The following is a 20,198-nucleotide window of genomic DNA, read 5'->3' as shown; positions in this document are numbered from 1 at the left end:
CCGGTGAAAAAAGTTTTTAGTTTCAGATTGGAACTGGAACGAATGATGGTATGTTTCCGGCCGACGCAGCGAGCAACCCCGGAACAAGATTGAAGGTGTGCCTGCCGATGACTTCGACGCTGAGCCGGGCAGTCGCCCACTACCCCAACCGGTTCGACCCCGGGGTACTGAGCGAGCTCCCCGAGCACCTCCAGGAGACCATCCGGCGCCGGAACAAGGTGCTGGGTCCTGGCTACACACTGATCTACAGGGAGCCGGTCGAGTTCGTCTCCGGTCACGGCGCTCACCTGATCGACCGCGACGGCAACGACTACCTCGACGCCTACAACAACGTCCCCTGCGTCGGTCACGCCCACCCCCACGTGGCCGAGGCCGTCGCCCGCCAGATGGCCGCGGTCAACACCAACACGCGCTACGTCCAGGAAGCCCTGGTCGACTACGCGGAGCGGCTTCTTTCGACCTTCCCGGAGGAACTGTCCAAGCTGAGCATCGCGTGCAGCGGGTCGGAGGCGAACGACCTGGCGGTGCGGGTGGCGCGGTTCCACACGGGCGGCGAGGGCATCATCGTCACCCGCTGGGCCTACCACGGCATCACCCGGGAGGTGGCGAGCTTCTCACCCACCCTGGGCGCGGGATCACCGCTGGGCCCGAACGTCCGGTTCATCGACGCTCCTGACCCGCGCCTCGTCGCGCCCGGATCCACGCTCGACGAGCACATGCGGCAGCAGGTGCGCGGCGCGATCGACGACCTCGAACGCCACGGCTACCGACTCGCGGCCCTGATCACCGACTGCGCCCACTCCAGCGACGGCATCTTCACCGACCCCCCCGGCTACATGCAGGCCGTGGTGGAGGAAGTGCACGCCGCCGGCGGTGTCTACATCGCGGACGAGGTCCAATCGGGATTCGCCCGGCTCGGGGAGTCGATGTGGGGCTTCAGCCGCCACGGGGTGCTGCCGGACATCGTCACCATGGGCAAGCCGATGGGCAACGGCCTGCCGATCTCGGGTGTGGTCTTCCGCCCCGAGGTCAGCGAGGAGTTCGGACGCAACGTCCGCTACTTCAACACCTTCGGCGGCAGCTCCATCCCCGTCGCCGCCGGCGCCGCGGTGCTGGACGTCTTCGAGCAGGAGAACGTGCAGCAGCGCGTCCTGGAGAACGGCAACGCTCTGCGGGCGGGCCTGCGGGAGATCACCAAGGACTCTCCCTACGTCGCCGAAGTCCGCGGCGCCGGTCTCTACGTCGGCGTGGAGATCGTCAAGGACCGGGAGACCCTCGAGCCCGACCGCGCGCTGACCGAGAACGTCATCAACGACATGCGCGATCGCCGCATCCTGATCAGCGGTACGGGCCCGTCGGCGAACACGCTGAAGATCCGCCCTCCGCTGGCCTTCGACTCCGCCGATGTGACGCGATTCCTGGACACCTTCGCCGAGGTCGCGAAGAACCGTCTGTAACAGGCCGGCCGAAGGGACTGACCGTGAACACCTCACCAGCTGCGAACCATGCTCAGCGGCTCCTCCAGGAGAGCGGCCTGACGTCCTCCCACGAGCCCATCGGCGAGATGCTGGTGAGCATATTCCTCGAGGAGCGCTACGGTCTCAACGGGCGCTTGGAGGGGCTGGCGACCGAGAAGGACGACACGTTCAGACTCAGCACCGACTCGGGCACCTACCTCGTGAAGGTCTCACCACCCGACGAGGCGGAGGCGGTCGTCGCCCTCCAGACCGCCGCGATGCGCTACCTCGAAACCACCGCTCCGCATCTGCCCGTCCAGCGGGTGAAACTGACCGCCGACGCAGACGACCATGTCACGATCAGGCTGAACGACGGCAGGCCTCGGGTCCTGCGGGTGTTCGACTTCGTCGAAGGCCAGGTCCTGGCCGACGTGAACCCGGACGCGGGGCGGCTCGCCAAGGCCGGCGAGATGCTGGGGCTGATCGACGTGGCGCTCAGGCCGTTCACGCACCCGGCGGACCGACGAGGTCTCGCATGGGACATCCGGCATTTCCACCAGCTGATCGAACTGGTCGAGCACACGCCGAGCCCCGAGCACCGGCGATTGGCCCAATCGGTCTTCCGGCTCTTCGGCGACCACGTCGTCCCGAGGCTGAGTGATCTCGAAACGCAAGTGATCCACGGTGACTTCAGCCCTTACAACATCGTGGTGGATCCGCAGAGCGATCACTTCGTCACCGGTGTCATCGACTTCGGCGACACGGTGCGCAGTGCGGTGATCTTCGACCCCGCCGTTCCCATGGCGAACCTGCTCGGCAGGACGCCGGATCGTCCCTGGCGGGACGCCTGCGCCTTCGCCGCCGGCTACCAACGGAAGCGGCCCATCCGGGCCTCGGAACTTCCGCTGCTCCCGGTTGCCGCGTTGGCGCGACTCGCACTGCGTGCGCTGATCACCAACTGGCGCGCGGAGCGCGCACCCGAACGGCGCGAGTACCTCCTCGGTCACGCCAAGGACGACTGGATCAATATCGAGCGTTCCTTGGCCGTGAGCCTGGACGACGTCGTCGCGCACCTCAGGGAAGCCCGTCACGGGCATTCCTGAAAAGCGATTCCCGAACACGTGCAATTTTCCTCAGAGCAGGAGCATTCTCATGGCCATTCCCTCGCTTCAGTTCCGCCCGAAGTACGTCTCGTTCGACTGCTACGGCACGCTGATCGAATACCCGATCACCCCCATCACGCGTGAACTCGTCGGCGACCAGGTCCCCGCCGGGCAGTGGGACCAGTTCGTCCGGGAGTTCCGCGGCTACCGCTACGACCAGGTCCGCGGCCAGTACTACCCGTACGAGCAGGTGCTGCAGGACTCCTTCGAGCGGGTCTGCCGCAAGTGGGGCGTGAAGGCGGCACCGGACGCGGGCAAGCGGTTCGCCGAAGGCGTCCGCAGCTGGGGCCCCCACCCGGACGTGGTGGAGCCGCTGAAGAAGATGGGCGAGCACTACAAGCTGGTCATCCTGTCCAACGCCGACGACTCCTTCCTCGCGGAGAGCGTGCCCCGCCTCGGGGCGGACTTCCACGCGGTCTTCACCGCCGAGCAGGCCGGCTACTACAAGCCCCGGTACGCGGCGTTCGAGTACATGCTCGACCAGCTCGACGCGTCCCCCGAGGACTTCCTCCACGTCGCCTCGCACACCCGTTACGACCACCAGTCGATGCACGACATGGGCTTCCGCAACCTGATCCTGCTGGACCGCGGCTACGACCCGGTGACCCACGGCTACGACTACGTGACGGTGAAGTCCCTGGACGACCTGAACACCATGCTCGGCATCTGACACAGGCCCTAGTGGGCAGGCGTGGCACACACGACGCACGGCTCCGAGAGTTCCGCCACCCTGTGGGTGTGCGGGGCCGAGGCGGGCGGGCCGTCCGGCCAGAGGTCGTCCCAGGTCCAGTAGCAGCCGATCTCACGGCAGTGCTCGGCGCACACCGGATCACCCCAGTGGGGGACTGGCAACGGCGTAATACCGTCGCCCGAGGAGCGGCCCGTCAGGCGGCGGCCTATCCAGGGCAGCAGGTGCCGGCGGGCGAACCGCAGGTCCGCCGCACGGCGCAGGGCCCAGCCGGGCGGCAGCGTCGTCGGCATCGGGGTGCGCCACTCGGTGTCCTCGGGCTCGTAGCCCAGCGCCTGCCACACCGCCTCCGCGACCCGCCGGTGGCCCTCGCCCGTCAGGTGCAGCCGGTCCACGTCCCACATTCGCGGATCGGCGAGTGAGGGAGCGCCGTACAGGTCGACGACGATCGCGCCGTGCCGTGCGGCGAGCTCGTCGACGCAGGTGAACAGCTCCTCCATGCGCGGCCGGAACCGTTCCAGGACGGGACCCCGGCGGCCCGGGCTGCGCATCAGCACGAGCTGCTTGCACGACGGGGCCAGCCGCTCCACGGCCTCCTCCAGGAGTGCGCGCACCGCGCCCATGTCGCACTTCGGCCGCAGCGTGTCGTTGAGCCCCCCGACCAGGGTGACCACGTCGGCCTGCATGGCCGCCGCCACATCCACCTGCTCGTCGACGATCTGCCGGATCAGCTTGCCGCGCACCGCGAGGTTGGCGTAGCGGAAGCCGGGCGTGCGGGCCGCCATCCGCGCGGCGAGGACGTCGGCCCAGCCCCGGTAGGTGCCGTCGGGCAACAGGTCGGACATGCCCTCGGTGAAGGAGTCGCCGACCGCGACGAGGCTGCTGTAGGTGGGGTTCGTGTGCATGGCGACGGAAATAGTATCCCGTGCACATACCCAGCAGTCGGTCACCCCGTCCCGGGGCGCCCGCGGGACCCGGCCCTCACGCCCGCTGGCCGAACAGCTCCCGCAGTACGTCCTCCATGGTCACCAGGCCGGCCAGCCTGCCGTCCGCCCCGAGGACGGCCGCGACGTGCGTACGGCTGCCCCGCATCGCCGTGAGGACGTCGTCCAGCGGCGTGTGCTCCCGCACGCGCGCGATGGGCCGCATGTCCCGGAGCCGGAACGCCACATCGCGCCCGGCGGCCTCCAGCGCGTCCTTCACATGCAGATAGCCGACGATCCGCCGCCCCTCGTCCACCACCGGGAAGCGGGAGAACCCGGACTCCGCCGACAGCCGCTCCAGCTCGTCCGGTGTGACCCCCACACGCGCGTACACCACGCGTTCCAGCGGCAGCACCACGTCACGCACCGGACGGCGGCCCAGTTCCAGCGCGTCGTGCAGCCGCTCCTGGGCGCGGTCGTCGATGAGGCCGGCCTCGCTGGAGTCCTTCACGATCTGCGCTATCTCGGCGTCCGAGTAGGACGCGGCGACCTCCTCCCGCGCATCCACGCGCAGCAGCTTCAGCAGGGTGTTGGCGAAGGCGTTCACCGTGAAGATCACCGGGCGCAGCGCGCGGGACAGCGTCACCAGGGGCGGGCCGAGCGCCAGCGCGCTGCGCACCGGCTCGGCGAGCGCGATGTTCTTCGGCACCATCTCGCCGAGCAGCATGTGCAGATACGTGGCCAGGGCCAGCGCGATCACGAAGGACACCGCGTGCCCCGCGCCCTCGGGCACGCCCATCGCGTGGAACACCGGCTCCAGCAGGTGCGCGATCGCCGGCTCGGCCACCACGCCCAGCACCAGCGTGCACAGCGTGATGCCGAGCTGCGCGGCCGCCATCAGCGCGGACACGTGCTCCAGGCCCCACAGCACGCTCTTGGCGCGCCGGTCGCCCCGGTCGGCGTAGGGCTCGATCTGGCTGCGGCGCACCGAGATCAACGCGAACTCCGCGCCGACGAAGAAGGCGTTGACGACGAGCGTCGCCAGACCGATCAGCAGCTGGACGACGGTCACAGCTCCACTCCCTTCTCGTCGGGCTTCTCGTCGTCGAGGGGCGCTTGCAGCCGGACGCGCGCGGCCCGGCGGCCCGAGGCGTCCTGGACCTCCATCCGCCAGCCGGCGACCTCGAGGGTGTCACCCACGGCCGGTATCCGGCCGAGCACCGTCGCCACCAGCCCGGCGAGCGTCTCGTACGGCCCCTCCGGTGCGCGCAGCCCCACGTTTTCGAGCTGGTCCACGCGCGCGGATCCGTCGGCCGAGTACAGGGGGTGGCCGTCCTCGTCCGTGCCGGCCGGCGCGAGGTCGGGCAGCTCGTGCGGGTCGTGCTCGTCGCGCACCTCGCCGACGACCTCCTCGACGATGTCCTCCAGGGTGGCCACGCCCGCCGTGCCTCCGTACTCGTCGATCACCACGGCCATCGTGCGCTTGCCGGAGAGCCGGTCCAGGAGCCGGTCGACGGTGAGCGTCTCCGGGACCAGCAGCGGCTCGCGCATCAGCTCGGAGACGAAGATCCGCGTCCGGCGCTCCGCCGGTACCGCCAGCACGTCCTTGACGTGCGCCGTTCCGACGACCGAGTCGAGGGTGCCGCGGTAGACGGGGAACCTGGACAGGCCCGTCGCCCGGGTCGCGTTCGCCACGTCCTCCAGGGTCGCCTGCACCTCCAGGGCGACGACCTGCACCCGGGGCGTCATCACGTTCTCCGCGGTCAGGTCGGCGAGGTTCAGCGTCCGTACGAAGAGCTCGGCGGTGTCGGCCGCGAGCACGCCTTCCCTGGCGGAGTGCCGGGCGAGCGCGGCCAGTTCCTGCGGCCCGCGCGCCGAGGCCAGTTCCTCGGCGGGCTCCACGCCGATCCGGCGCACGACACGGTTCGCCGTGTTGTTGAGGTGCCTGATGAAGGGCCGGAAGGCGGCGCTGAACCAGCGCTGGGCGTTGCCCACGGTCTTGGCGACCGCCAGCGGCGACGAGATCGCCCAGTTCTTGGGCACCAGCTCGCCGACGACCATCAGGAACACCGTGGACAGAGCCGTGCCCAGCACCAGCGCCAGGCTGTGCGACGCCGACCGTGACACGCCGATGTCCTCCAGCGGCCCGGCGATCAGCGCGGCGATCGACGGCTCGGCGAGCATGCCGACGACCAGGTTCGTGACCGTGATGCCGAGCTGCGCGCCGGAGAGCTGGAACGTCAAATTCCGTACGGCCTTGAGTGCGCCTTGCGCGCCCCGCTCGCCGCGTGCCACCGCCTGCTCCAGCTCGGCGCGCTCGACCGTGGTGAGGGAGAACTCGGCCGCCACGAAGGCGCCGCAGGCGATCGAGAGCAGGATCGCCGCCAGGAGGAGGAGCACTTCGGTCATCGGTTCACCCCCGTTCCATGGTTCTCCAGGACGGGGCGGAACGCGCGGTGTCGCGCACTGGGAGGCTCGCCCATGGGCGGACGCTCACAACCTTTCATGCAGAACCGAGTGGCCATCCAAGGGTAAAGGATGGGCAAAGTCCTGCCGCGGGCCGCCCAGGGGGAGTCGGCGGGATCACAGAGAGCGCGAACGGGACGCCTAATCGGTGAGGGTCTTCACCCAGCGTCGCCAGTGGTCCTCGCGTCGGTAGCCGCGCGCGGCCCAGGTGTGGTGGGCCTGTTCGTTGGCTTCCAGGACCATGGCGTCGACGCGTCGTCCGCCCAGGGCGGCGAAGCGTTGTTCCGCGGCTTCCAGCAGGGCGGTGGCGATGCCCTGCCGACGGTGGTCGGGGTGTACGGCGAGTCGGTAGGCGGAGCATCGCCATCCGTCGAAGCCGGCTATGACGGTTCCGGTGAGGATCTCGTCGCGCTCGGCGAGGAGCAGGGCTTCGGGGTCCCGTGTGATGAGCCGGGTCACTCCGTCGTGGTCGTCGCTGATGCTCGTTCCTTCCGCGGCGACGCGCCAGAACTGCAGCACGGTGTCGACGTCCGAGAGGGCGGCGTGGCGGATGCGGAGATCACTCATGGGGTGAGCCAAGCAGAGCGCTCGCCCGTCCGGCGACCGGTTTCCGTACCGGGGAATCGACCAGCTCACCCAAGATGTCGGGCCGCCCGCTGGAGCAATGTCCTCAGCAGGGCCGTCTCCTCTGTGCCAAGGGCGGTGACGATGCTCTGTTGTTCCCGCTCGACCGCCGCCGTCCAGCGGGTCAGCGCCTCGCTGCCGCGCTCGGACGCGAACACCAGCACGCGCCGCCGGTCCACGTCGTCCACCCGGCGCAGAACGAGGTTCAAAGAGACCATGCGGTCGACGACCTTGGTCAGGGTCGGCGCCGACATCAGGGCGAACTCGGCGATCTCCGTCATGGGATGACCGGCGCCGTCGCCGAGGAACGACAGCACGCGCCACTCCTCGAGTGTCGCGCCCTCGGCCTTCAGCACCTCACCGAACCGAAGGACGACCCTGCGCTCCACGAGCGTCAGGGCCCGCGCGAAGTCGAGATCGGCTACGGCCGCCGGGATGTGCGTGGTCATCGCCCTGCCAAGAGTCGTCGTGATCGTCGGGGGCACTGCGGCGGGTCGCGGTCGTGCCGGATCGCCCGGCGAACAGGTCCCCACCAAGTGGTTCCACGATACAGTCATTTCCTTATCGCCTGGAAATATTTCCGTAGCAACGAATAGCTAGTGTGAGCGCTATGATCGAGAAGGCGTCTGCCCGGCTCGGCGCTCCGGCAGGCCGGACCCGTGACGCAGTGGATGTTGCCCTGGTGATCCCGCTCCAGGGCCCGGCCGGGATCTTCGGCCCCTCCTGTGAATGCTGCGCCCAGCTCGCCGCCGAAGAGGTCAACGCCGAGTCGGGCGTACTGGGCAGGGAGGTCCGCCTGGTGCTGGTCGACGGCGGTGCGCCTCCCGAGCAGGTGGCGACCGAGATCGACGCGCTCATCTCCGGCAGCGTCATCGACGCGGTGGCCGGCTGGCACATCTCGGCCGTCCGGGAGGTCGTCGCGCCGCGCATCGACGGCCGGGTGCCGTACGTGTACACGGCGCTCTACGAAGGCGGCGAGCGGTCCCCGGGCGTGTTCCTCACCGGTGAAACCCCGAACCGCCAGCTGCGGCCCGCACTGCGGTGGTTCGCGAGCGAACTCGGCATCCGGCGGTGGACGATCGTCGGCGACGACTACGTCTGGCCCCGCTCCTCCGCCCGCGCCGCCCACCGCTATCTGCGGGAACTCGGCGGGGAGGTCTGCGACGAGATGTACGTGCCGCTCGGCACCAGGGACTTCGGCCCGGTCCTGGCCCGGATCGCGGCCGGCGGCTGTGACGCCGTTCTCATGCTGCTGATCGGCGACGACGCCGTGCTCTTCAACCGCGCCTTCACCGCTGCGGGGCTCGACCGCGACCACATCCGGTTCAGCTCACTGATCGAGGAGAACGTCCTGCTGGCGACCGGGCCGGACAGCACGCGTGGCCTGATGACGTCGGCGGGCTACTTCGAGGACCTGCCGACCGCGTCCGGCCTGGACTTCGCCGCCGCGTACGGGCGCCGCTTCGGGCCCCGCGCACCGGTGCTCAACAGTCTCGGTGAGTCCTGCTACGAGGGCGTCCGCATGCTCACCGAACTGCTGCGCCGGGCGGGCGGCACGGACGTGGAGCGGATCCAGGCGACGGCCGAGGGCCTGGAGTACGAGAGCCCGCGCGGGACGGTCCGCATCCAGGACCGCCATCTCAGGCAGAGGGTGTTCCTCGCCGCGGCCGACGGGGTGCAGTGGGACGTGCTCCAGCAGCTGCCTTAGCTCGCCGCCGCCCGTGAGGGCACTCCTGGCAGCACTGTTTACACATACGTAACGCACCGCCTCTTGCTCAAATACTTCGGCAGAAAATACTTTTTTCTCGAAGTATTCGGAGGTGGTCCTCATGGCCACGTATCAGTACCGCTGCCCCGGCTGCGGGTCCTTCGACGTGGCCCGGCCGATCGGCCGGGCCCTGCCCGAAGAACCCTGCGAGACCTGCGGAGACCCGGCCCGCCGTGTCTTCACCGCCCCCCTGCTCACCCGCACCTCCGCTGCCCTGGCTCGCGCACTGCGTGCCCAGGAGGCCAGCGCCCACGAACCGCGCGTGGTCACCGAGGTGCCCGCGGCCCGCCGCGGCCCGGCCCCGCCCGCCGATCCCCGGCACGCCCTGCTGCCCAAGCTCTGATCCGCCCCGCGCCCCCTGCCCTGGAGGCAGTTCATGCCCGAAGTCGTCTTCAGCGTCGACCAGTCCCTCTCCATGCGCGACCAGAAGGTCCCCGGCCACAACCGCTGGCACCCCGACATCCCGCCCGCCGTCACCGTGAAGCCGGGCTCGGACTTCCGCATCGAGTGCCGGGACTGGACGGACAACCAGATCGGCAACAACGACTCCGCCAACGACGTCCGCGACGTGGACCTCACCCACGCGCACATGCTCAGCGGCCCCATCGCCGTGGAGGGCGCCGAGCCCGGTGACCTGCTGGTCGTGGACATCCTGGACCTGGGCCCCGTGCCGCAGTCGGAGGGTGAAGGATCCGGCCAGGGATGGGGTTACACGGGGGTCTTCGCCCGGGACAACGGCGGTGGTTTCCTGACCGACCGCTTCCCCGACTCCTACAAGGCCATCTGGGACTTCCACGGACAGCAGGCCACCTCGCGGCACGTCCCCGGCGTCCGATACACCGGCATCACCCATCCCGGCCTCTTCGGCACCGCACCCTCCGCCGAACTGCTGGCCCGCTGGAACGCCCGCGAACAGGCCCTCATCGACACCGACCCGCACCGGGTGCCGGCGCTCGCCCTGCCCCCGCTGGCGGAGAACACCCTGGCCGGAACGGCGGACGGCGAGATGGCCTCCCGTATCGCCACCGAGGGTGCCCGTACGGTCCCGGCCCGGGAGAACGGCGGCAACCACGACATCAAGAACTTCACCCGCGGCTCACGGGTGTTCTACCCCGTCCTCGTCCCCGGAGCCCTGCTCTCCGGCGGCGACCTGCACTTCAGCCAGGGCGACGGCGAGATCACCTTCTGCGGCGCCATCGAGATGGGCGGCTTCATCGACCTGCACGTCGATCTGATCAAGGGCGGCATGGAGAAGTACGGGGTCACCACCAACCCGATCTTCATGCCCGGCAACGTCGCGCCCCAGTACACCGAGTTCATCTCGTTCGTCGGCATCTCCGTCGACCACGAGACCGACACCAACCACTACCTCGACGCGACGATGGCGTACCGCAACGCCTGCCTCAACGCCGTCGACTACCTCACCTCCTTCGGCTACAGCGGCGAGCAGGCCTACCTCCTGCTCGGCTCGGCCCCCATCGAGGGCCGGATCAGCGGCGTCGTGGACATCCCGAACGCGTGCAGCACCCTCTACCTCCCCACGGCGATCTTCGACTTCGACATCCGGCCGACGGCCGAGGGTCCGAGAAGAGCCGACCGCGGCCAGTGCGCCGTCACCTCCTGAACGTCCGAAAGGCAGCCCCATGAGCGACCATCTCACCTTCCAACTGGGCGACTTCACCACCCAGGGCGGCGCCACCCTGCGCGGCGCGCACCTCGCCTACACCACGTACGGCGAGCTCAACGCGGAAAAGTCAAACGTGATCGTCTACCCCACCTGGTACTCGGGACGGCACTGGGACAACGAGTGGCTCATCGGCCCCGGCATGGCCCTCGACCCGGAGCAGTACTTCATCATCGTCCCGAACATGCTCGGCAACGGCCTGTCCACCTCGCCGAGCAACACTCCGCCGCCGTACGACCGCGCCCGCTTCCCGGACATCACGGTGTACGACCAGATCGCGGCCCAGTACAAGCTGGTCACCGAGGAGTTCGGTATCGAGCGGATCCAGTTGGTGACCGGCTGGTCGATGGGCGCCGGGCAGACCTTCCAGTGGGCCGTCAGCCACCCGGAGATGGTCGAGCGGATCGCCCCCTTCTGCGGCTCCCCACGTACCAGTCCCCACAACAAGGTCTTCCTGGAGGGCGTCAAGGCCGCGCTGACCGCCGACGCGGTCTACAACGGCGGCTGGTACGACGAGAAGTGGCCGACCACCGGCCTGCGCGCGCTCGCCCGGGTGTACGCGGGATGGGGCTTCTCGCAGGCCTTCTACTGGGAGAAGGAGTACGAAAAGCTCGGCTACACCTCCCTGGAGGACTTCCTCGTCGGCTTCTGGGAGGGCTTCTTCCTCGACGGCCGGGACCCCAACAACCTCCTCACCATGCTCTGGACCTGGCAGAACGGCGACGTCGGTCTCACCCCCGGTTTCGACGGGGACACGGAGGCGGCGCTGGGCTCCATCAAGGCGACCACGCTCGACATGCCCGCCGAGAAGGACCTCTACTTCCCGCCGGAGGACGAGGCCTGGGCCGTCAGCTACATACCGGGCGCCGAACTCCGCGTCATCCCCGGTATCTGGGGCCACTTCGCCGGCGGCGGAAGCAGCCCCGAGGACACCGAGTTCATCGACACGGGCATCAGGGAACTGCTCGCCAAGCCGGGGGGGTTGGCGTAGCGATGAAGAGCAGACTGCCACACGAGGTCAGCGCCTCGATCGTCGCCTTCGCCACGGTCTTCCTGCTCATGAGCCCGCTCAACATGCCGACCTGGGCGATCTTCATCACCTGGGCCGGAACGTTCCTGCAGGGCGGTCCGGGCATCGCCAACGCCATCTCCATGATCACCGCCACCACAACAGGGGCGGGGTTCGCCGTGGCGGCCGTACTGCTCAACCGGGAGACCGGCACGATGTTCGGCACCGGGGCGTTCGCCCAGACCCTGGCGCTGGGCGTGGTGATCTTCTTCGTCAACGGCACCCTGCTGGCGACCGGCCGACTGAAGCCCTTCGCTCTCATCCCGGGGATGTTCTTCGGCTTCGCGTCGACCTTCGCCACGTACTTCGGCGGGTTCGGCTATGACGCGGGGAACCTGGGCGCCGCCTGGGTCAGCGCCGCCGCTATGTGTGCCCTCGGCCCTCTGTGCGCCTTCCTGGGAATCCGCCTGATGCTCGCCCCGTCGGCCGAGCCCGAGAAGGAGCGGCACGAGACCACGGGGGTGACACCGTCGGGCAGCGAAGCACCGGTGTAGACCTTCACCGGAACCGGGACCGGGACCGAGGGGCGGGCCGTTCGACGGTCCGCCCCTCGGCGGACCGCATGGATCAGACGGCGACAGCTGCCCGGTCGCTGCAACGGCACCATGCGCGCCCCGGTGAACGCCGCGATGCCGGCGTGCTCGGCGCTCAGGCGCAGCATCCGGTCGCCGTTCCCGCCGATCAGCAGCGGCACCCGGGGCCGTTGCGCCGCCTTGCGGCCGGTGCTCGTCCGAGCCCGGCAGCCGCTTCGACTCCTCGCGATTCCCTCACTCGTGCGCGATGGCCGCCAGTACGTTCATGCGGGATGCACGCAACGCCGGGAGCAGCGCCGCCACGACCCCCACCACCGCCGAGCCGATCACCACCGCGACGATCGTGAACCACGGGATCGCGAGGGCCGTCATGCCCTGGAGGGCCAGCACCTCGTGTGTGCACACGCCCCACACCAGACCCAGCGCGAGCCCCAGGACGGCCCCAAACACCGCGATCACCACCGACTCCAGCCGGATCATCCGCCGCAGCTGCCGCCGCGCCAGCCCGATCGCCCTCAGCAGCCCGATCTCCCTGGTGCGCTCGACGACCGACAGCGCGAGGGTGTTGACGACCCCGAGCACCGCGATGATGATCGCCAGCCCCAGCAGCGCGTACACGAGGTACAGCAGCACGGCGATCTGGTCGTGCACCAGCTGCTTGTAGTCGGCCAGGTCCCGCACCTGCACCTGCGGGTACGGATCCAGGGTCCGCTCCAGGTTCGCGCGCAGATCGTCGTCGCTCGTGCCGGGAGCGGCGTTGACGTACAGCGCGGAGTCCTGCCCGCCGGGCGCGTAGCGCTCCAGGGTGGCGAGCCCGAAGTAGAGCCCGCCCTGCGTGCCGAACCCCTCGGCGGCGTCCTGGTCGGTGAGGGCGCCCACCGTCAGCTCGGCCCTGCGCCCGCCCGGGAACTCCACCGGGACCGTGCCGCCCACGCGTACGTCGTGGTCGCGCGCGAAGTCCCGGTCCATGGCGAGGCGCCCGTTCGCGAGCGCGGCCGCCGAGTCCCCTTGTACGTACGTGATGTTGGCGACCTCGTCGAGCCGCGGATCGTAGCCCGCGGCGGTCGTCTCCACGCGGTCACCGTCCGGGAGCCGCACCGCGACCGGCGTGAACCGCCCCCGCACGAGCAGGCCGACGCCCTCGGTGCCGCGCACCTTCTCGGTGACCTCCTTCGGGAACGGCAGGAAGTTGGTGTTCTGGATCACGAAGTCGGCGCCCAGTGTCTTGTCGATCTGCTGGTCGAACGAGGCGGTCATCGACTCGCTCGCCACCGACATCCCGCCGACCAGGGCGAGGCCCACCATGAGGGCGGCCGCGGTGGCGCCGGTACGGCGGGGATTGCGCAGGGCGTTGCGCTGGCTCATCCGGCCGATCGATCCGAACAGGGCGGGGAAGGCCGCGCCGAGCACACGGATCACCGGGCGCACCAGCAGCGGACCGGCGATCACGGTCGCGATCAGGGAGAGCACGACACCGAGCCCGAGCAGGGACGCCGCCGACGACGTCCGCTCCGACACCGCGCATCCCACGAGCGCCGCCGCACCGGCCGCCCCGACGACCGCGCCCGCCACCGCCCGCACCCGCAGCGGCCGGCCCACCCCGGCGACCTCGGCGTCCGAGAGCGCGGCCATCGGCGAGACCCCCGAAGCCCGCCGCGCCGGCAGGTACGCGGCGACGAAGGTGACGCCGAGACCGACGACGTACGCCGTCACGGGCGTCACCCAGCCGATGACCATCTCGTCGGCGGCGATGTTCATGCCCAGCAGACCCATCAGCTCGATGAGCCCGGCCGCGAGCCCGATGCCCACGGCGAGTCCCAGCGTGGAGCCGACCAGACCGAGCAGCAGCGCCTCGGCGAGCACCGAGCGGCGGACCTGGCGCCGGTCGGCGCCGAGCGCGCGCAGCAGCCCCAGCTCGCGGGTGCGCTGGGCGATGAGCATGGAGAAGGTGTTGACGATCAGGAACACGCCCACCAACACGGCGATCCCGGCGAAGCCGACCATCACGTACTTGATGACGTCGAGGAATCCGCCCAGCTGTTCGACGTCAGACTTCGCCTGTTCGTCGGCGGTCCTGAAGTCGTAGGTGTGCGCGCCGAGCGCGGCGGCCACGCGCTGCTTGAGCTGCTCGTCGGTGACGCCGTCGGCGGCGTCGACCGAGATGCCGGTGGCCGCCCGCGGGCTGCCCAGCAGCTTCGTCGGCGCGGCCGAGGGATCGAGGAAGACCAGTGCGGCGCCGGGGTTGGTGGTGGTGAACGTGGCGATGCCGACGACCCGGACCTCGAACGACCCGGGCGGCGCGATCACGGTGAGGGTGTCGCCGATGCGTACGTCCTTGCGGTCGGCGGTCTCCGAGTCGAGCAGCGCCTGCCCGTCGCCGCGCGGCGCGTGCCCGGAGGTCAGTTCGACGGGGCTGCGCTCGGTCGGGTTCCAGGCGGTGCCGAGGGTGGGAGCCCCGGTGGTGGGGCCGACCGGCTCGTTCTCCTCGTCGACGACGGTGAGGCCGTCCACGTCCACCTCGGCGCGTGCCGCCGCGACCCCGTCCACCTGCCGCACGCGTTCGGCGAGCGCGCCCGGCAGGGTGGCCGTCCGGCCCGAGGGCACCGCCTCGTCGAGGTCCTCCTTCGGGCTGACGGTGACATCGGCCGCGGTGGAGGCGAACAGCCGGTCGAACGTACGGCTGACGGTGTCCGAGAAGATCAGGCTGCCCGTGACGAACGCGACGGACAGCAGGACGGCGAGTGCCGAGAGCAGCAGCCGCCCCTTGTGCGCCAGGAAGCTCCTCAGGGTCGCCTTGAGCACGGGATCAGTTCTCCTCGGATGCCGCCGGGGCGTCGTCGACACGGGTCCGGATCACGTCGAAACGCTTCATGCGCTCCAGCACGGACTCCGCCGTCGGCCGCCGCATCTCGTCGACGATCCGGCCGTCCCCGAGGAAGAGCACCAGGTCGGAGTGGGCGGCGGCGCCCGGGTCGTGGGTGACCATGACGACGGTCTGCCCGAGGTGGTCCACCGCCTCGCGCAGGAAGCCGAGCACCTCCAGGCCGGCGCGCGAGTCGAGGTTGCCGGTCGGCTCGTCCGCGAAGATCAGCTCGGGCCGGGAGGCCAGCGCCCGCGCACAGGCCACCCGCTGCTGCTGTCCGCCGGAGAGCTGCGACGGCCGGTGCCCGAGCCGGTCGCGCAGGCCGAGGGTGTCGATCACCTGGTCCAGCCACTTCTCGTCGGGCTTCTTGCCCGCGATGTCCATGGGCAGGGTGATGTTCTCCAGCGCGTTCAGGGTCGGGATGAGGTTGAACGACTGGAACATGAACCCGATCCGGTCGCGGCGCAGCCGCGTCAGCTCGCGCTCCCTCAGACCCGTGATCTCCGTGTCACCGAGCCACACCTGCCCGGCCGAGACGGTGTCGAGCCCCGCCAGGCAGTGCATCAGCGTGGATTTCCCGGAGCCCGACGGACCCATCACCGCGGTGAACCGGCCGCGGACGATGTCGACGTCCACCGCGTCGAGCGCGAGCACGGTCGTCTCGCCCGAGCCGTACGCCTTGGTCAGACCGCGGGCCCGGGCCGCGATCCCGTCGGCCGGCGCGAGGCCGGGGACGTGCTCCGCAGCAGGTGTGGACAAGGCCGCCTCCTCAGGGTGGACGTCGGATTTCGTCACCTTGCCCGAGGGTAATGTGACGCGGCCCACACTCGGTATCCTCCTCGGGTCGGAGTCTGCCCTTGCCGGTGCTAGCACACCCGCGCTAGCTTCGAGGTATGGCGAAGACCCAGCTGAACGTGCGAGTCGACGAAGGCACCGCCCGGGCCGCCCGCGAACGCGCCCTGGCCCGCGGCATGAGCGTCAACCGCTACATCGAGGAGCTCGTCAGGCAGGACACCGGCGAAGTGGGCCACACGTTCGTGGAGGCCGCCGCCGACTTCATGAAGCAGTACGAGTCCGTCTTCGCCGAGGAGTTCGATGGGGGTGCCCCCGCTCGAGCGAAGCCGAGAGTGGGGGAGGACCGTGAAGGCACGCGCGAAGGTCGCCACTGAACCCTTGAACAACCTCGAGATCGACCTCGCCTGGCTGCTGATGCTCGCCGAGCAGAAGACCCCGGGAGATCCCCAGGTCACCGACTGGGGAGCCCTCGTCGCCGCCGTCGCACGCCACCAGGCCGCCATATTCGGCGTCCCCGTCTACGACAGCCCGCACGCCCGCGCCGCCGCCCTGCTCCAGCTCCTGATCCACGTCCCCGCGCTGGAACGCTCCAACGCCCTGTTCGCCTCCGCCGTCGCCTACGCGTACCTCGTCGCCAGCGGCGTCAAAGTCGTCACCTCACCCGAGCAGGTCCGCGACCTCGCCCGGCTGGTCAAGAGCGGCGAGGCGTCCGTGCGGGACATCGAGCGGGAACTGCGCCAGTGGAGCCTGTGACCTCGCGGGCTACGAACTGACCGGGCGCCAGGCCGTGCCCAGCACGCAGTACGAGATGGGCAGCGTCGGCCCCTCCTCCGGCATCAGCAGCTGCCGGTAGGGGCCGAGCTCGAAACCGGCGTCCCGCAGCGCCCCCACCGGCTCCCGCGCCAGATGGCAGCCCCCGCTCACCACCGGCCACACCGTCCGGTCCAGCGCGCGCTGGCTGAAGGTCATCACCCGGCCGCCGCCCCGGCCGTGCTCGAAGAACCGCACCTCTCCGCCCGGCCGCAGCACCCGCCGCACCTCCCCGAGCGCCCGGGGCACGTCCCGCACGCTGCACAGCACCAGCGACACCACGGCCGCGTCGAAGCCCTCACTCTTGACCGGCAGCGCCTCGGCCGCACCCGGCACCACGTCGACCGGCACCTCCGCGCGCAGGGCGGCCTCCACGGCCAGCTTCCGCAGCCGCCGCTCGGGCTCGATGGCCACGACCTCGGAGACGGTGCCCGGGTAGTGGGCGAAGTTCAGCCCGTTGCCCGCGCCGATCTCGATCACCCGCCCCGACAGCCCGCCGAGCAGCCTGTCGCGGACTCTGCCCACGCCCATCCGGGTCTCGGCGGTGGCACTGACCCGGGCGTAGCAACGGGCGAACACCGGATGGTGCACGGCATCCCGTGGCACCTTGCCGGAGCGGGCGGACCGGAGCGGCATGGAGACCTCCCTGACGAGGCGGGCCTTACCGCGATTGTCCCCCGGACGAGCCCGGCGCACCCCTGGCGTCTACCGCAGGAGTACGCGGCCCAGCACCGGCCGATGGTCACTGCCCGTCGCATCCAGTGCCGACACCTCCGTCACCTCGACGCCCCGCCCCAGCACCTGGTCGATCCTCGCCACCGGCAGGGCGGCCGGCCAGCTGAACGCGAACCCCGAGGCCGGAGCGTCGAGCCGGGAGGTGAGAGGACCGAGCCCGCGGTCCTGCACGGTGCCGTTGAGATCCCCCACGACCAGGAGCCGGCCGGCCGGGTCGTCCGCGATCCGGGACCCGAGCAGCGCCGCGCTCTCGTCGCGGGCCGCCGAGGCGAACCCCGTCGGGCCCAGCCGGACGGACGGCAGATGGACCACGTACACCGCGACGCCCCCGCCGGGCGCGGACACCGTGGCCCGCAGAGCGCGCCGCCAGCTCTCCGGGAAGCCCTCGGGCCGGATGTCCACGGGCCGCACATCCGTCAGGGGCCAGGCCGACCAGAGTCCGACCGTGCCGTGGACCGCCCGGTGCGGATGGGACGCGCCCAGGACGTCCTCGAACACGGGCCGCCGCGTGGGCGTGAGCTCCTGAACGGCCACCAGCCCCGCGCTAGTGGCGCGCAGCGCCCGCGCGGTGCCCGCCGGGTCGGCGTTGTCGTCGGCCACGTTGTGCTGGACGACGGCCAGGTCGTACGACTCCGGCGGCGAGGAGAACCACAGCCCGCCGAACATCCACAGCCAGACCGCCACGGGCACGAGACAGGCGATCAGCCCCGCCACCGACCGCTTGAGCACGGCGAGGCAGCCGAGGAAAGGCACGGCCGCGCCCAGCCACGGCAGGAACGTCTCCAGGAGGCTCCCGAGACGCCCGACACCATTGGGCACGGCTGAGTGCAGGGCCAGCAGACCCGCGACACCGACGGCGCCGCCGACGAGCCAGGCGTCCCCCGGCCGTCCGCCTCTCACCCGCGCCTCCCTACCCGAGTTCCGCCGCCAGCAGCGCGGCCGTCCTGGCCACCAGCGGATTGTCGGCCGGGGCGTCCTCCTCGGGCTGGGTCGTCAGGACCGACAGCACGATCGGGGGGCCGTCCGGCGGCCAGGTGATGCCCACGTCGTTGGCGCCGCCGTGCCGTCCGCCGCCGGTCTTGTCGGCGAGCAGCCAGTCGGCGGGCAGGCCCTTGCGGAACTTCTCGGTACTGGTGGTGTTCCGCAGCAGCCAGTCCGTGAGCCGCGCGCGGTCCCGGGGCTCCAGCGCGTCGCCGAGCACGAGACGGGCGTAGGACAGGCCGATCGCGCGGGGAGACGTCGTGTCGGTCACGCGCCACGGTTCCGCGCTGTTGAGCTCCGGCTCCCACCGGTCGAGCCGGGTGACACCGTCACCGATCGAGCGGGCGAAGCGCGTGATGCCGGTCGGGCCGCCCAGCTCCTTCAGGAGCAGGTTGCCCGCGGTGTTGTCGCTGAAGCGGATGGTCGCGTCGCACAGCTCGCCGACCGTCATGCCGGTCGAGACGTGCTCCTTGGTGACGGGGGAGTGCCCCGACTTCGTGACGTAGTCCTGGGTGTAGTGGACGCGCCGGGCCAGGAACTCGCCGTCGCGGTCGAGGTCGCGCAGGACGGCCGCGGCGGCGAGCGTCTTGAACACCGAGGCCATCGGGAAGCGTTCGTCGGCCCGGTACGCCACCGTCCGGCCCGTACGTATGTTCCGCGCGTACACGCCGAGCCGGGCGGTGTGCTCCCGCTCCAGTTCCCTCAGCCGTGCGGTGACGCCGCCCGTGGCGGGTAAGGCGTGGGCCGTGCCGCCGCCCAGCGAGAGAGCGGCGGCGGCGCCCAGCGCGAGGGCCGTTCGACGGGACGGGCGTGGGTGTGTGGTGTGCACGGTGTTCCCTTCGGAGGTGATCACGTACGTAGTCCAACACGCGATCACGTCCGCGCCGGTTTCACCGCGCGCCCGCCGAGCCCTCAGGACCCCCTGGGTGCCTCCCGCATCCGGAACGCCTCCGCGTCCCAGATGCCGTCCAGGCGCGGCGCCAGCCAGTGCGGCGCGGCCGCCCGGAAGGCGACGGGGGAGAGGGCCCCCGACCCGGCGGGAACCGAGCCCAGCAACGGCGCTCCGGCCACGTCCGGCAGGTCCGCGAGATTGCAGCGCGAGGCGAGGTCCGGCGCGGCGGGCCAGCTCCCGATCACGATCCCCGCCAGACCCAGCCCCCGGGAGCGGAGTTCACGCGCCGTCAGCTCCGTCGTGTTCAGGGTGCCGAGCCCCGCCGAGGCCACGACCAGCACCGGCGCCGACAGCAGCCGGGCCGCGTCCGCCAGGGTGCCGCCGGCCGGGTCGAACCGTACGAGCAGTCCGCCCGCGCCCTCGACGAGCACCAGATCGTGCTCGGTGGCCAGTTTGGCGGCGGCCTCCGCGACCGTGTACGGGTGGACGGGGGCGCGACCGGCCCGGCGGGCGGCCGTGGCGGGCGCCAACGGCTCGGGATAACGGGCGAGTTCCGCCGTCGTCACGGCACCGGCGAGCCGCGCGACCTCGGCGGCGTCCCCCGGCTCGTCCGGCTGTACGCCTGTCTGCGCGGCCTTCAGCACGGCCACCGAACGGCCGGCCGCCAGCGCCGTCGCGGCCACCGCGGCGGTCACGACCGTCTTGCCGACCTCCGTGCCCGTGCCCGTGATCACCAGTACCGACATG

20 protein-coding genes and 1 pseudogene are annotated in these 20,198 nt (G+C 70.7%); 10 read left to right on the top strand and 11 right to left on the bottom strand.

All coding sequences use genetic code 11. The annotated features are described in order from the left end of the window. Positions 1–107: 107 nt before the first annotated feature. The 3 genes from QC385_RS02885 to QC385_RS02875 are packed head-to-tail and all read left to right on the top strand — an operon-like array spanning position 108 to position 3,290. Positions 108–1,457: an aspartate aminotransferase family protein gene (locus QC385_RS02885; protein ID WP_279539638.1), complete on the top strand. Its 1,350-nt coding sequence runs from the start codon at positions 108–110 to the stop codon at positions 1,455–1,457. 23 nt (positions 1,458–1,480) lie between these two features. Next, positions 1,481–2,560, top strand: coding sequence for a phosphotransferase (locus tag QC385_RS02880; RefSeq protein ID WP_279539637.1), 1,080 nt, complete (start codon positions 1,481–1,483; stop codon positions 2,558–2,560). 49 nt (positions 2,561–2,609) lie between these two features. Further along, on the top strand, positions 2,610–3,290 hold the full coding sequence (locus QC385_RS02875) for a haloacid dehalogenase type II (RefSeq protein WP_279539636.1): 681 nt from the start codon (positions 2,610–2,612) through the stop codon (positions 3,288–3,290). 188 nt (positions 3,291–3,478) lie between these two features. Here the strand turns inward: QC385_RS02875 and QC385_RS02870 are convergent. From QC385_RS02870 to QC385_RS02850, 5 genes and pseudogenes are all read right to left on the bottom strand, one after another. After that, positions 3,479–4,213, bottom strand: a pseudogene (locus QC385_RS02870) (SGNH/GDSL hydrolase family protein); the annotation flags it as partial. A gap of 76 nt (positions 4,214–4,289) precedes the next feature. Beyond that, complete coding sequence (locus tag QC385_RS02865; RefSeq protein WP_279539635.1) at positions 4,290–5,303, bottom strand: hemolysin family protein; 1,014 nt, start codon at positions 5,301–5,303, stop codon at positions 4,290–4,292. Further along, positions 5,300–6,640, bottom strand: a complete 1,341-nt coding sequence (locus QC385_RS02860; protein ID WP_279539634.1) for a hemolysin family protein — start codon at positions 6,638–6,640, stop codon at positions 5,300–5,302. Before QC385_RS02860 ends, QC385_RS02865 begins: the two co-directional genes overlap by 4 nt. 198 nt (positions 6,641–6,838) lie before the next feature. Beyond that, positions 6,839–7,264, bottom strand: a complete 426-nt coding sequence (locus tag QC385_RS02855; RefSeq protein ID WP_279539633.1) for a GNAT family N-acetyltransferase — start codon at positions 7,262–7,264, stop codon at positions 6,839–6,841. Positions 7,265–7,329: 65 nt separating this feature from the next. Beyond that, entirely contained in the window at positions 7,330–7,770 is a 441-nt protein-coding gene (locus QC385_RS02850; protein ID WP_279539632.1) for a MarR family winged helix-turn-helix transcriptional regulator, read from the bottom strand. 161 nt (positions 7,771–7,931) lie between these two features. On the opposite strand from QC385_RS02850, the gene QC385_RS02845 reads away from it, so the two are divergent. The 5 genes from QC385_RS02845 (at position 7,932) to QC385_RS02825 (ending at position 12,336) form a co-directional block, all read left to right on the top strand. Beyond that, positions 7,932–9,029, top strand: a complete 1,098-nt coding sequence (locus QC385_RS02845) for a substrate-binding domain-containing protein (protein WP_279539631.1) — start codon at positions 7,932–7,934, stop codon at positions 9,027–9,029. A 121-nt stretch (positions 9,030–9,150) separates the two neighbouring features. Then, positions 9,151–9,432, top strand: coding sequence for an FmdB family zinc ribbon protein (locus tag QC385_RS02840; protein ID WP_279539630.1), 282 nt, complete (start codon positions 9,151–9,153; stop codon positions 9,430–9,432). Between the two features lie 33 nt (positions 9,433–9,465). Beyond that, positions 9,466–10,713, top strand: a complete 1,248-nt coding sequence (gene fmdA, locus QC385_RS02835) for a formamidase (protein ID WP_279539629.1) — start codon at positions 9,466–9,468, stop codon at positions 10,711–10,713. 19 nt (positions 10,714–10,732) lie between these two features. Further along, positions 10,733–11,764, top strand: coding sequence for an alpha/beta fold hydrolase (locus tag QC385_RS02830; protein WP_279539628.1), 1,032 nt, complete (start codon positions 10,733–10,735; stop codon positions 11,762–11,764). 2 nt (positions 11,765–11,766) lie between these two features. Continuing rightward, positions 11,767–12,336 (top strand): DUF1097 domain-containing protein, encoded by a 570-nt coding sequence (locus tag QC385_RS02825; protein WP_279539627.1) that lies wholly within the window; start codon positions 11,767–11,769, stop codon positions 12,334–12,336. Positions 12,337–12,609: 273 nt separating this feature from the next. Here QC385_RS02825 and QC385_RS02815 read toward each other — a convergent pair whose 3' ends face one another. Together QC385_RS02815 and QC385_RS02810 are read right to left on the bottom strand one after the other, a co-directional pair. Next, positions 12,610–15,177 (bottom strand): ABC transporter permease, encoded by a 2,568-nt coding sequence (locus QC385_RS02815; protein ID WP_279539626.1) that lies wholly within the window; start codon positions 15,175–15,177, stop codon positions 12,610–12,612. Positions 15,178–15,181: 4 nt separating this feature from the next. Then, on the bottom strand, positions 15,182–15,997 hold the full coding sequence (locus QC385_RS02810) for an ABC transporter ATP-binding protein (RefSeq protein ID WP_279539625.1): 816 nt from the start codon (positions 15,995–15,997) through the stop codon (positions 15,182–15,184). 134 nt (positions 15,998–16,131) lie between these two features. Between QC385_RS02810 and QC385_RS02805 the strand changes: the two genes are divergently transcribed. Both QC385_RS02805 and QC385_RS02800 read left to right on the top strand, forming a co-directional pair. Next, complete coding sequence (locus tag QC385_RS02805; protein ID WP_086599502.1) at positions 16,132–16,407, top strand: toxin-antitoxin system HicB family antitoxin; 276 nt, start codon at positions 16,132–16,134, stop codon at positions 16,405–16,407. Positions 16,408–16,411: 4 nt separating this feature from the next. After that, on the top strand, positions 16,412–16,786 hold the full coding sequence (locus tag QC385_RS02800; RefSeq protein WP_279539624.1) for a fic family toxin-antitoxin system, toxin component: 375 nt from the start codon (positions 16,412–16,414) through the stop codon (positions 16,784–16,786). A 9-nt stretch (positions 16,787–16,795) separates the two neighbouring features. On the opposite strand, the gene QC385_RS02795 is transcribed toward QC385_RS02800, so the two are convergent. The 4 genes from QC385_RS02795 to bioD form a co-directional block, all read right to left on the bottom strand. Beyond that, the gene (locus QC385_RS02795) at positions 16,796–17,479 is read right to left on the bottom strand and encodes a class I SAM-dependent methyltransferase (RefSeq protein WP_279539623.1); all 684 of its coding nucleotides are present in this window, start codon (positions 17,477–17,479) and stop codon (positions 16,796–16,798) included. Positions 17,480–17,548: 69 nt separating this feature from the next. Beyond that, positions 17,549–18,478, bottom strand: coding sequence for an endonuclease/exonuclease/phosphatase family protein (locus tag QC385_RS02790; RefSeq protein ID WP_279539622.1), 930 nt, complete (start codon positions 18,476–18,478; stop codon positions 17,549–17,551). A 10-nt stretch (positions 18,479–18,488) separates the two neighbouring features. Then, positions 18,489–19,412, bottom strand: a complete 924-nt coding sequence (gene bla, locus QC385_RS02785) for a class A beta-lactamase (protein WP_279539621.1) — start codon at positions 19,410–19,412, stop codon at positions 18,489–18,491. Between the two features lie 59 nt (positions 19,413–19,471). After that, entirely contained in the window at positions 19,472–20,197 is a 726-nt protein-coding gene (gene bioD, locus QC385_RS02780) for a dethiobiotin synthase (RefSeq protein ID WP_279539620.1), read from the bottom strand. Between the last annotated feature and the right edge of the window lies 1 nt (position 20,198).

This window comes from Streptomyces sp. DH10, assembly GCF_029813805.1.
GTDB classification, from domain to species: domain Bacteria; phylum Actinomycetota; class Actinomycetes; order Streptomycetales; family Streptomycetaceae; genus Streptomyces; species Streptomyces coeruleofuscus.
This window is presented reverse-complemented; position numbering and strand designations above follow the sequence as displayed.